Raw genomic sequence first — 12,611 nt, 5'->3', positions numbered from 1 at the left:
GACGCTATTTTTACCCGTTGAGCTTCGAAGACTTTTTCTTGACTGTTTCTTGCTTCTCGCGCATACTTTTACTCATGACTCCCATCAATACTGCGCCTGAGGAACAACTTGTAGCCCGCGTGAAACGGTTTACAACGCTTCCGGCTGAGCTACCGTGGCTCGAGTTCAAGGTAAACAAGCTATCCTCCGGCGCGGAGATTGCGAAATATGCTTGCGCCTTGGGAAATTCGGCGCGCCTGCATGATGAGCCTGCGGGATATCTCGTGTGGGGTGTCAACGACGACCGAACCATCGTCGGGACGACCTTTAATTGGCAGCTCACCAAAGGGAAGGGAAACGAGGATCTCCTTCCTTGGCTCAACCGCGTCATTAGCCCAGCCCCTGAACTGACCTTCGACGAGATCACGGTTGATGGACATCTCGTTGTGCTTCTGCGCATCCCCGCCGCATTGTCCGCCCCGTATTCCTTCGAAGGGAAGCGGTATTTCCGCAAGGGCAGCTACATGAAAAACCTCATGGACTTTCCCAATGAGGAACGTCAGCTCTGGCAAAAACTCAACCAGTTCGAATTTGAGAACACAGTAGTGGCCGAGGGCCTTGAGCCCGAATCGATTACCGACCTGCTTGATCCTGAGGCTTTCTTCCTTAATAGACCGGAACTCCCACATACGACAGGCGCCGCCCTCATCGACACGTTGAGGAGCGCCAAAGCCATCTCCTACTCACACGAGCAAGGCTGGCATATTCCGGCTTGGTCCGCGCTCATGTATGCGCGCTCTCTTCAGGACTTTCCGGAGCTGCGCGGGCGCGCTCCCCGCGTCCTACATTTCAACGGTCCTTCACGCACGGAGGTGGAACGAGAATGGGAATTCACCGAAGGCTATGCGTCTTCCTTCACCCACATAGTCACGCTCTTCAACACCATTCGTCCAGGTGGCGAACATATTGATTCCAGTGGTAAGCGCGTAGTGACTCCGTTGTTGCCAACGGTAGCCTTCCGCGAGGTGCTAGCAAATGCGCTCATGCACCAGGATCTTGAACAGCGTGGCCGGTTCTTAACCGTGGAGATTTTCAGCGATCGGGTCGAAGTAACCAACCCAGGCACCCCGCTTATCGACCCCCAACGGTTCATTGACTCGGCGTCCACCACACGCAATACCCATCTCGGTGAAGCTTTACGTCTGGCGCATTTTGTCGAGCAACGCGGAAGTGGCTGGGATAAAATCGTCTCTTCACTCGAAGCCGAGCACTTCCCACCTGCTCTCATTCGCGCCAACGGAAGTACCACCGTCTCCCTCAGCGCCTACCGCCCCTTTGCGCTGATGACTATGGAAGAAAAGACCCAAGCCGTCTATCAACACGCTTGCCTTCGCTTCCTCGAGAACCTCCCCGTTAACAATTCCTCAATCCGTCAGCGCTTCGGGCTGAAGAATTCACAAGCCGCTCAGGCCACACGCCTGCTTGCCGCCACCGTCGAGGAAGGACTCATCCATGCCTACGATCCCAACGCCGGTCCGCGTTCGTTGCGCTATGTTCCGTTCTGGAGCGAATAGGGATCGCTTTCTTGCTTCATTAACCACAAACAGGCCTAAAACAGCACTCCGCGACGCTATTTTTACCCGTTGAGCTGCGAAGACTTTTTCTTGACTGTTTCTTGCTTCTCGCGCCTTATCTCGCGAATTTCTCGCCCTTTTCATGCCGAGGACCCCAGTTAGTTAAAAAGTTTTTCAATACCTGGGAACCGAGAAACCCTCGCCTCCGACTACTAGTGCAGTTGATATCAGCACCTGTCCATCGCCCCTCCTGAACGCCCCTCGAACGTTCAACAGGGGCCCTAATCGATAGACCCCGAAAGAGCACTACTTATGAGTCGGACGGCTCTGCGATCCTTCATTCAACGCATCCACTTTTATGGCGGCATGTTCGTCGGCCCCTTCATCCTCATCGCGGCATTGACCGGCTGTCTTTATGCCGTGGCGCCCTCCCTGGAGAAAGTGGTCTACCACGACGTATTGACGGTGCCTACCGTGGAGAATCCGCTGAGCTTGGAGCAACAAATCCAGGCCGCACAGCACGAGCACCCTGACATGCCGGTCACTCAGGTCTGGCCCGCCACGACACCGACGGATTCCACGCGCGTGCTGGTCTCCGATGAAAGCATCGACGAGAGCCTGCAGCGCACCGTCTTCATCGACCCCGCCACCGCCGAGGTCATCGGCGACTACCCCACCTATTCCGGCTTAGGCGAGATGCCGCTGCGCCGCTGGATTTCCTCCCTGCACGAAAGCTTCCACCTGGGCAAGGTCGGTGAGCTCTACTCGGAGCTAGCCGCTTCCTGGCTGTGGGTCATGGCCTGTGGAGGCCTCTACATGTGGTGGATTCGCCGCCGCCCGAAGAACAAAGCAACCGCGAACACCGCGCAGCAGCAGCCCAAGCGCTCTGCCCGCTGGAAGGCCACCCGCCTGCATTCCACCGTCGGGGCTTGGATATTCATCGGCCTGCTGGGGCTGTCTGCCACCGGCATCACTTGGTCTGGTCTAGCCGGCGACAACGTCGATTCCCTCGTCGAGCGCATGCACTGGAAAGCCACTCCCATCAACACCGCCCTGCACGGCACCACCGCTGAAACACACGAGCACACCGGGCATGAAGGCCATGAAGGGCATGGGGCGTCGGCAAGCGCGAGCGTGGCTGCCGACGCCGAGCGCGTCCTCGCCACCGGCCGCGCCGAGGGACTGACCGGACCGCTGCGCCTGTACCCGCCGGAGGACGCCCACTCCGCCTGGCAGGTCAGCGAACGGTGGGTGGAATGGCGCACCACCTCCGATGCGCTCTCGGTGGATGGCGCCACCGGAGAGGTCATCGACCGGCAGCCTTTCTCCAGCCTGCCGCTGTTTAGCAAACTCAGCAGCTGGGGCACGTACCTGCACATGGGGATCATGTTCGGCCTTCCACTGCAGATCGCGCTGCTCGCACTGGGCCTCGCCACCGCCGCGCTGGTGGTGCTGGGCTACTACATGTGGTGGAAACGCCGCCCGCGCTTCCTCCCGACTGCCCACTTCTCCTGGGCCGCCACAGGGTTGGGCGCGCTATTCGCCGCCACCGTCGGAGTCTTCCTGCCGCTCTTAGGAATCACCTTGGCAGCTTTCCTGGTTCTCGATGTCATTCTGGTGAACCGTGCCACAACCCAGCGCAAGGAACGCACGCCAGTCCCGGTCGGATAATTTAGTGAAAGCAATCACATAGGGCGGAGCTTATTAGGTACGGTAGTTTCTTATGACTAACCCACTGCTGACTCCCTCCACGCTGCCCTACCAGCTCCCGCCGTTTGCGGAGATCAAGGTCGAGCACTACCGCCCCGCCTTCGACGAGGCACTCGCGCTTCACGACGCCGAGATCGCCTCCATCACCGACAACCCCGCTGCCCCCACATGGGAAAACACCGTGGAGGCGCTCGAGCGCTCCGGCCAGGACCTCGACCGCGTTATGGCGGTCTTCGGCAACCTTTCCGGCACGGACGTCACCGAGGAGATGGAGGAGATCGCCGCCGACATCTACCCGCGCCTGTCCGCGCACTATGACGCGATCTACCAGAACGAGGTGCTCTACGCGCGCATCAAGGAGGCCACGCCTCCTGCCGACGACGCCGAAGGCCAGCGCCTCCACGACCACCTCCTGCGTACCTTTGCCCGCAAGGGTGCCGACCTCGACGCAGCCGGCAAGGCCCGCCTGTCCGAGATCAACCAGCGCCTCTCCGCGCTCTCTGAAGAATTCGGCCGAAACCTCATGGCGTCTACCCGCGAGCGCGCGGTCTCCTTCACCGAGGAGGAACTCGAGGGTCTGCCCGCCGAGCGCATCGCCTCCGCCAAGGCCGACGCCGAGGCGTTAGGCCGCGAGGGCTATGTCATCCCGCTGGAGCTGCCGACCGTGCAGTCCGAGCTGAGCCGCCTGGCGCGGGAGGATGCGAGGGGGAGGCTGTATGGGGCGTCGGCAAGCAGAGGCTCCGAGAACAACATCCCGGGTCTCATCGAGGCCGTCCAGCTGCGCGCCGAGCGCGCCGAGCTGCTGGGCTTTGCCACGCATGCCGACTACGTCATCGCCGAAGAAACCGCCGCGACTGCCGACGCCGCCCGCACCATGCTCTTCGACCTCGCCCCCGCCGCCGCGGCCAACGCCGAAGGCGAGCAGAAGCTCCTCGCAGAGGAAGCAACGCTCAACGGTCAGGGTTTTAGCGCGGCGGACTGGCCTTATTGGGAATCCAAGGTCCGCGCCCGCGACTTCTCCCTCGATGAGGAGGAGCTGCGCAAGTACTTCCCACTGGACCAGGTCCTGGAGAAGGGCGTCTTCGCCGCCGCCGAGCGGCTTTACGGCATCACCGTTATCCCGCGCGATGACCTCGAGGGCTACGCGGAGGGGGTTCGCGTCTGGGAGGTGCGGGACGGAAACGTCCCGCACGTAGATATCGACTCGCACGGAGATAAGGAGATCGGTCTTCTTCTTACCGACTACTTTGGGCGCCCCACCAAGCGCGGAGGCGCATGGATGAGCGAGTTCGTGGGCCAATCCCGGCTGCTGGAGCGCAAGCCGGTCATCGTCAACGTCATGGGCATCACCAAGCCCGCCGACGGCTCCCAGCCGCTGCTGAGCATGGACGAGGTCCGCACCGTCTTCCACGAATTCGGCCACGCCCTGCACGGCCTGCTTTCCGACGTCCGCTACCCCACCTTCGCCGGCACCAACGTGCCGCGCGACTGGGTGGAGTTCCCCTCGCAGATCAACGAGAACTGGGCGCTCGATGAGAGACTGGTCAAGGAATACGCCCGCCACGTGGAGACCGGCGAACCTATTCCGGACGAGCTTCTCGCTGCCATCTCCGCCGCCTCCGAATTCGGCCAGGGATTCGCTACCTCGGAGTATCTGGGAGCATCGATCATCGACCTCGCGTGGCATTCCCTGAGTGCTGCCGAGGCCGCCAAGTTGGAGGCTACCCCGGAGGCCGTCGCCGAGTTTGAGGCCGAGTCCCTGCGCGCGGCCGGGCTGGACAACGAGCTCATCGCGCCGCGCTATCGCTCGACGTACTTCAACCACATCTTTGCCGGTGGCTACTCCGCGGGCTACTACTCCTATCTCTGGGCCGAGGCGCTCGACGCCGATGGTTTCGAGTGGTTCAAGGAGCAGACCGACCTCCGCGAGGCCGGCCAGAAGTTCCGCGATGTCATCCTGTCGAAGGGCGCATCCCGCGACTTCACGGAGGCTTACCGCGAATTCCGCGGCCGCGACAAGGACGTCGCGCCGCTGCTCAAGCGCCGCGGCCTCGCCGGGGCCTAGTGCCGACTAGTTATCCACAGATTTCGTCGGATGGCTAGTTCGGGGCTTGGCGGCGGGATGGAGCGCTTTTAGGCTGCGGGGTATGAGATTGCAGACCTTCTTCGCCGCCCTCGGCCGCGCCATTGACTTGGTGGCCGAGTGCGCGGGTCTGTCTGAATCTGACCTAGTCGCCCTCGGCGCCGCGCCTGCCGACGCCACCGTGTTCCTCTCCCTCCACCACACCTACTTCGGGCACACATCCTCGACGAAGAAACAGCGCACAGCGGTCGAAGCCGCGCGCCGGCGGGGACACGGGCTGGTGACCTTGCAGCTTATCGAGCACTTCGTGGCCAAAGTTCGGGACCACAACAAAGCATGGGATTTGCGCGTGGAGCTGTGCCAGACCAGCGCGGAGCTGGTGGAAAAGGTAGCGCGCAAGCGCCTGCGTCAAATGCGCAAACCCCGCACGTATGCCGAGCGCGCCAAGCTCACCCAGCATGGCAACGGCCTTGCCACGCTCACCGTGACGGCGGACTCGCTCCAGCTGACTGGCGTATTCGAGGGCATCGACCAGGAACGCCCCGGCGAGAGCTTCCTGGAGAATCTGGAGGGCGGCGTCGTCAAGACTGAGGTTGCCACCATGGCGGTCCTGCAGCTCGATGACTACGCCGAGCTGCTCAAGGGCAATACGGAGAAGGATGGCGAAGAGTTCATCGTCCGCACCACCAGTGGCGCGACGATGACCGGCTCGCAGCTGGTGGAGCGCGCTTTGCTGGACAAGGGGGTTATCGTGGCGGTCAGCCGCGAACACGGTCCGCTCGATGTCTTCCGCTTTCAGCGCTTCGCCACCGCCAAGCAGCGTCTTGCCTTGGCCGCGGAGAATCCCTGCTGCGCCTGGGAGGGCTGCAAGGTTCCTTTTGAGAAGTGCCAGATCCACCACATCAAGGCCTGGGCCCGCGGCGGGCCCACCAACATCCTCAACCTGGTGCCGCTGTGCCCGTACCACAACGGAGTCAACGACGACGACCCCGATGCCCCGCCCTCACGCGGCCGCATGGATCGCATCGGCGGGCGGGTGGCATGGATCCCGCCATACGACGCCGCGCCGGTCTTCACCAGCGCCTTCAACTAGCCACCACGCCCACCTTGGCAGCGCCCAGCTTGGCAGCACTCATCTTGGCAGCGTAAAGCCGGGCAAGGTGCATGATTGAACCGAACCCCGCAGGAAATCACCTCCTCGCGGGGCATTCGGCGTGCCGACTTACCTCATGGAACTGATCATCCGCTCAAGCCTGTCCTGCAGGAATTTTGGCCGTGCCGGTTGGCCGGGCGGGCGGTTTAGCCGGCGTTGCGCAGCGCGGTGGCTAGTCCGTTCATCGTGACCTGGATGGTCTTGGATACCAGGAACTGGTCATCGCCGCGGCGGTAGCGGCGCAGCAACTCCAACTGGACGGCGTTGAGCGGAAGCAGGTAAGGATAGCGCCGCTTGAGTGAACGTGCTTGGCGCTGATTCTCGCTCACCAGATCCGCGTTTCCGGTGACCTTGAGGTAGACCTCGCGGGTGCGCTCAAATTCCTCGGATATCAGGCCAAAGATACGGTCTGCGGTGTCCTTGTCGTCGACCAAGTTGGCGTACAGACGCGCCAGCTGCATCTCCGCCTTGGCCATGACCTGCGCCATGTTGGCAAACACAGAACGGAAGAAGGGCCACGTGCGATACAGCTCGCGCAGCTCCTCCCAGCGCTTTTCTTCTCCAGCTCCGGTATCTGCTCCAGCCTTCTCGGTCACTGCTACATCCGCTGTGGCATTTACCGCTCTTGCTGTACCTCCGGAGGCTGTCGATCCTCCGGAGGGTTGCTGAACCCACGCCGTCACCGCGCTGCCCACGCCGAACCAGCCCGGAATGTTGGTACGAGACTGTGACCACGACAGCACCCAGGGAATCGCACGCAAATCCGTAATCGCGGTGGTCTGCTTGCGCGAGGTCGGGCGCGACCCCAGGTTAAGCTCGCCAATCTCGTGCAGCGGGGTGGACTGGGTGAAGTAGGTGATGAACCCGGGGTCGTCGACAAGCTGGCGGTAGGCCACGCCACTCAACGCTGCCAGCTCGCGCATGATCTCGTAGGCGCGCTCCGGATCCGCAATCGGCTCGGTATCCAACAACGATGCCTCCAGCGCTCCGGAAACAAACGCCTCCAAGTGGCGGCGCGCGGTCTCCGGCGCACCGTACTTCGCAGAAATCACCTCTCCTTGCTCGGTGATACGCACCGAACCCGACACCGCGCCCTTCGGCTGCGCCAGAATCGCATCATACGTCGGGCCACCACCCCGGCCCACCGCCCCACCGCGGCCATGCGCCAGCCGCAACTCCACGCCGTGGCGCGCGCAGAGCTCAACGAGGGCCAGTTCGGCGTCGTATAGCGCCCAGTTCGCCTGCAAATACCCGCCGTCCTTGTTGGAATCCGAGTACCCCAACATGACTTCTTGGATATCCCCGCGCGAGCGCAGATGCTCGCGGTACACGGGCACCTGCCACAGCTTCTCCAGGATGCCGGCGCCGGCCTTCAAATCCTCGATGGTCTCAAACAGCGGCACCACGTCCACCTGGCCCAGCCCCACCTCCTTGAGCAGGACCATCGGCTCCAGAATGTCGGAGACGGTTCCGGTCATAGAAATAATGCAGTGCGACACCGACTCCGGCCCAAAGTCCCGCACAGCGCGCGGCCGCGCGGAAGATGCCCAGCTCCTTCGCGGTATCCTCGCTGAACCCCTTCTCAGCGTCGGGGAAAAGCAGCGGGCGGTTGGTCTGCAGTTCGCGCACGAGCAGCGCGACCTTCTCCTCCTCTCCCAGCGCGCGGTAGTCCGGGGTGATAGAGGCCGCGGCGAAAACCTCGGTGAGAACGTTCTCGAAGGACTCCGAATTCTGGCGCATGTCCAGCGTCGAAAGATGGAATCCAAACGTGGTTACCGCCGAGCGCAACCGAGCCAAGCGGTCATCGGCGATGATGTCATCGTTGAACTGGCGCAGCGAGCGGTCGATCACGTCCAGGTCACGTTTGAGTTCCTCCGGCGACGCATAGGCGCTTGGCGACGCCTCCCCCTCCAACCTCGCCAACACCTTCTTCCGGATGCCGAAGATTGCCCGGCGGTAGGGTTCGTCGACGCGGGATTTTTCGTCGTTGTGGGAGGCGTCGGCAAGCGCGCCCAGCTCCTTGGAGCTGGAGGAATAGCGGTCTGACAGGGAGAGCTCGCGCTCCAGCTCACCGAGCTCGTCGGCGTAGTACTGGAGCACCGTCGCCGCGGCCTTGCGGGTGGCATAGGTCAGGGTGTGCTCGTCGACGTACGGGTTGCCGTCATGGTCGCCGCCAATCCAGGAGCCGGGGCGGACGACGGGGGAATCAGGAAGCTGCTGGCCAAAGGTCTCACGCATGGCGTGGCGAATGGCGCGGTTGAGGGCAGGGACCTGGTCAAGCAGCGACAGTTTGTAGTAGCGCAGGCCGACGTCAATCTCGTCTTCGAGGGTGGGCCGAGCGATGCGAATCAGCGCCGTCTGCCAGAGCAGCGTCATGCGCAGGTACATTTCCTTCTCGATTGCCGCCATGTCGCCACCGCGGTGTGATTCCTTGAGGAGAGTCTTGATGCGGGTTTGCGTATCAAAGACGGTGCGGCGGCGGGTTTCGGTGGGGTGCGCGGTGAGAACGGGGGCGACGTGCGCGCCGCGGATGACGGAGGAGGCGTCGGTTGGCGTGACGCCTTCTTCCTTGAGCTTGGCGAATGTCTTGCGCAGGGAGACGGGCGCTTCAACGGACTCGTCATCCAGATCCTCTACGAGGTTGGCGATGAGCGCGAAATAGCTGAATGCACGGGCCACGAGGTTGACCTTAGTGATGTCGAGATCGCGGAAGATGGCGACGAGGTCTTCGGGCTTTGCATCGCCGTGCGCCACGTCGAAGGCCATGCGGCGGGTCGATTCGACGAGCTCGAAGACGTCCTCGCCTTCCTGCTGCGCGATGACCCGGCCGAGCACCCGGCCGAGGAAGCGGATATCTTCGCGGACTTGTTCTGGGGCGGGTGTGCTCACGGCGAGGAGCCTTTCTGGGCGTGATGTGTTCAGCTAGCACATCTCAATGTATCCCAGATCACTATTGAGCGATAGTTATTCGCAGAAAGAGCTAATGGGCAATGGACGCGAGCCACGCGGCGTGGAGGCGCGAGTCGCCGTTTTCTTCCGGATGGAAGCTCAACGCCGTGACACATCCTTGGCGCACGCCCACAATCACCTCGCGCTCCGCGGCAGGACGGGTTCGTGCCCCGGCACCACTTCCCTCGCCACCGGAAACAATGTCAGGTGCAGGGAGGGGCACGGTGGCGATGACCTCGACGCCCTCACCCGCGCGGGTAACGATGGGCGCGCGAATGAAGCTCGCCTCGATGGCTAGAGGCTCGCCGGACCTCTGGCCTTCCATCGCGACCGGCACGGTGCGCTCCTCAGAGAAGCGCTGGTTGCCGAAGGCGTTGCGGCGCACGGTGACGTCGATAAGCCCCAGCGTCTGCTGGCCCGGTGCGGGGTTTTCCAGCTCGCGGGCGCTGTAGATGAGCCCCGCGCAGGTGGCCAGGACCGGCAGCCCACCATCGACGGCGCGGCGCAGCGGCTCCGCGACGTCAAAAGAGCGCGCCAGCTTATCGATGGTGCTCGACTCGCCGCCCGGCAGAATGATTCCGTCCAGCCCGTCGAGATCCTGGGGCAGGCGCACCCGGCGCGTTGCAGCGCCGAGGCTCTCCAGCACAGCGATGTGCTCTTCCACTCCGCCTTGCAGCGCGAGCACGCCGACGAGCGGTCGCGTCGTGTCCGCCGACTTCTTCACTGCGGGCACAGGGTCTACCAACCGCGCTCGGCCAGGCGGTGCGGGGCGGGGATGTCGTTGACGTTGATGCCCACCATGGCCTCGCCCAGGCCGCGGCTAATCTTAGCCAGCTCGGCCGGTTGGTCGTAGAGGGTCGCTGCCTTCACGATGGCCTCCGCGCGCTTCGCAGGCTCGCCGGACTTGAAAATGCCGGAGCCGACAAAGACGCCTTCGGCGCCCATTTGGCGGACGAGGGCGGCGTCGGCAGGCGTAGCCACACCACCAGCAACGAACAGCACGACCGGAAGCTTGCCGGTCTCCGCCACCTCAGCAACCAGGTCGTACGGCGCCTGCAGCTCCTTGGCCGCAACGTAGAGCTCGTCGCGGTCGAGGTTCTGGAGGCGCGCGATTTCGCCCTTGATGGTGCGCAGGTGCTTGACGGCCTCGGAGACGTCGCCAGTGCCGGCCTCACCCTTGGAGCGGATCATGGCCGCGCCCTCGGTGATGCGGCGCAGGGCCTCGCCCAGGTTGGTACCACCGCAGACGAAGGGCACGTCGAAATCCCACTTGTTGATGTGGTTGACGTAATCGGCGGGGCTGAGTACCTCGGACTCGTCGATGAAGTCCACACCCAGCTCGCCGAGGATCTGCGCCTCCACGAAATGGCCGATGCGGGCCTTCGCCATCACCGGAATGTCCACAGCGTTGACGATGCCCTCGATGAGGTCCGGATCGGACATGCGGGCCACGCCGCCCTGGGCACGGATATCAGCCGGCACGCGCTCCAGCGCCATGACGGCGGACGCACCTGCGTCCTCAGCAATTCGTGCCTGCTCCGGGGTAACGACGTCCATGATGACGCCACCCTTGAGCATGTCAGCTAGTCCACGCTTGACGCGCGTCGTGGCGCGTCCCTGTTCATTCTTCTGTTCAGTCATAGCTCACATAGTGGCGCAGAAAATTGGTCCAAGACAAGAGCCATTTCCCGAGTGTTGAATTAGACCACTTATGATGGGGCCGTGTCTTTCCGCCTCGACCCATCTGATACGCGCACGCTGCCGGTGCAGATCGCCGAAGCCCTCCGCACCCAAGTCGCGGCGGGCATTCTGCTGCCCGGCGAGCAAGTTCCGTCGACGCGATCGCTAGCCCGCGATTTGGGCGTTTCCCGAGGCAGTGTGGTCACCGCCTATGAACAGCTCACCGCCGAGGGCTACCTCACCGCGGCGGTTGGATCGGGCACCGTCATCAACCCGCACCTGCCCCACGGGCGCGCCCCGCAGCCTCATCCTGCTCCACGGCCCACACCTTCCCCACCGCGCGTGGAGTTGACCCCCGGTTTGCCCGATACAGCCGGAATCATCACCCCCGAATGGAGGGCGGCGTGGCGCAAGGCCGCGGTGGATCCTTCCGGCGATCTCCCCCGCGAGGTGGCCGCGCACCTGCGCCACATGCGCGGGCTGACCGTCGACCCGGCTTATGTCGTCATCACCGCCGGCGCCCGCGACGGGCTGTCGGTGCTGCTGCGCGCGCTGGGCGGCCACTTGCGCGTGGGGGTGGAGTCCCCCGGCTACCCCAGCCTGCGCCGCATCCCCCAGGCCTTGGGCCACACGCTTGTCGACATCCCCACCGACGCCCACGGCGTCACCGTCCCCACCGTTGACCTCGACGTTCTCATCGTCACCCCCTCACACCAGCACCCCTATGGCGGTTCGCTGCCGGCTGCCCGGCGCGCGGAGCTCGTCGAGTGGGCGCGCGGCAACGACGTGCTCATCATCGAGGACGATTTCGATTCCGAGCTGCGCTACGTGGGCCAGCCCTTGCCCGCGCTGACCGCGCTCGCTCCGGAACACACGGTGTTGCTGGGCACATTTTCCTCGGTGATTTCGCCGTCGATTGCCTGCGGCTACCTCGTGGTGCCGCCGAGCTTGCGCGCGGGCGTGGACCGCGTGCGGGAGGTCTTCGGCCAGCCCGTCGGCGCTATCCCCCAGGCGGCGCTGGCGAACTACCTGGCCAGCGGGGCGCTGCGGCGGCATACCGGCCGAATGCGCCGTGCCTACAAGCGCCGCCGCGACCTCGTCCAAGCCGCGCTGGAAGACACCCCCGCTATCCTTCTGCCCATCCACGGCGGGCTCCATGCGGTGTTGTTGTGTGAGGAGGGCGTCGTCCAGCGCGCGGCCGATCTGGGCCTCACGCTGACCCCGCTCAGCGACTACTGGGGCGGCGCGCCCGCCGAGGAAGGCGTGGTCTTGGGCTTTGGGCATTTGAGCGACGTCGAACTCGCCGCCGCGCTGGAGCTGATCAAGCAGGCCTTAACTAGCTGACACGTAGCTGCCCTATTGTGATGTCTATGGAGTTTTTGGACACGGAGTCTAATGGCTTTTTGGACGGGGAGTCCAGATAGTTTTTGGTCACGGAGTCCAAAGACTTCCTTGTCGTGATGTCTCAAGACTTTTTGGACAG

The 12,611-nt window shown here is 63.5% G+C and carries 7 protein-coding genes and 1 pseudogene; 5 read left to right on the top strand and 3 right to left on the bottom strand.

Annotated features, from left to right (window positions below; all coding sequences use genetic code 11):
- Positions 1–74: 74 nt before the first annotated feature.
- The 4 genes from M5J06_RS10465 (at position 75) to M5J06_RS10450 (ending at position 6,439) form a co-directional block, all read left to right on the top strand.
- On the top strand, positions 75–1,553 hold the full coding sequence (locus M5J06_RS10465; protein WP_070521413.1) for an RNA/DNA-binding domain-containing protein: 1,479 nt from the start codon (positions 75–77) through the stop codon (positions 1,551–1,553).
- A 312-nt stretch (positions 1,554–1,865) separates the two neighbouring features.
- Entirely contained in the window at positions 1,866–3,224 is a 1,359-nt protein-coding gene (locus M5J06_RS10460; RefSeq protein ID WP_250224615.1) for a PepSY-associated TM helix domain-containing protein, read from the top strand.
- A 52-nt stretch (positions 3,225–3,276) separates the two neighbouring features.
- Complete coding sequence (locus M5J06_RS10455; protein WP_250224614.1) at positions 3,277–5,328, top strand: M3 family metallopeptidase; 2,052 nt, start codon at positions 3,277–3,279, stop codon at positions 5,326–5,328.
- 82 nt (positions 5,329–5,410) lie between these two features.
- A complete protein-coding gene (locus M5J06_RS10450; protein WP_250224613.1) occupies positions 5,411–6,439 on the top strand; it encodes an HNH endonuclease signature motif containing protein in 1,029 nt (342 codons plus the stop codon).
- A gap of 206 nt (positions 6,440–6,645) precedes the next feature.
- Here the strand turns inward: M5J06_RS10450 and ppc are convergent.
- The 3 genes and pseudogenes from ppc to pdxS all read right to left on the bottom strand — a co-directional run bounded on the left by ppc (position 6,646) and on the right by pdxS (position 11,089).
- Positions 6,646–9,388: pseudogene (ppc, locus tag M5J06_RS10445) on the bottom strand (phosphoenolpyruvate carboxylase).
- 91 nt (positions 9,389–9,479) lie between these two features.
- A complete protein-coding gene (gene pdxT, locus M5J06_RS10440; protein WP_250224658.1) occupies positions 9,480–10,172 on the bottom strand; it encodes a pyridoxal 5'-phosphate synthase glutaminase subunit PdxT in 693 nt (230 codons plus the stop codon).
- A gap of 14 nt (positions 10,173–10,186) precedes the next feature.
- Positions 10,187–11,089, bottom strand: a complete 903-nt coding sequence (pdxS, locus tag M5J06_RS10435; RefSeq protein WP_250224612.1) for a pyridoxal 5'-phosphate synthase lyase subunit PdxS — start codon at positions 11,087–11,089, stop codon at positions 10,187–10,189.
- An 81-nt stretch (positions 11,090–11,170) separates the two neighbouring features.
- Here pdxS and pdxR point away from each other — a divergent pair, with 81 nt between their 5' ends.
- A complete protein-coding gene (pdxR, locus tag M5J06_RS10430) occupies positions 11,171–12,472 on the top strand; it encodes a MocR-like pyridoxine biosynthesis transcription factor PdxR (RefSeq protein ID WP_250224611.1) in 1,302 nt (433 codons plus the stop codon).
- The last annotated feature ends 139 nt before the right edge of the window (positions 12,473–12,611 follow it).

The organism is Corynebacterium intestinale, assembly GCF_023574125.1.
Classification (GTDB): domain Bacteria; phylum Actinomycetota; class Actinomycetes; order Mycobacteriales; family Mycobacteriaceae; genus Corynebacterium; species Corynebacterium hesseae.
Note: the sequence above shows the minus strand (reverse complement) of the source record. Positions and strands in the feature narration are given on the sequence as shown.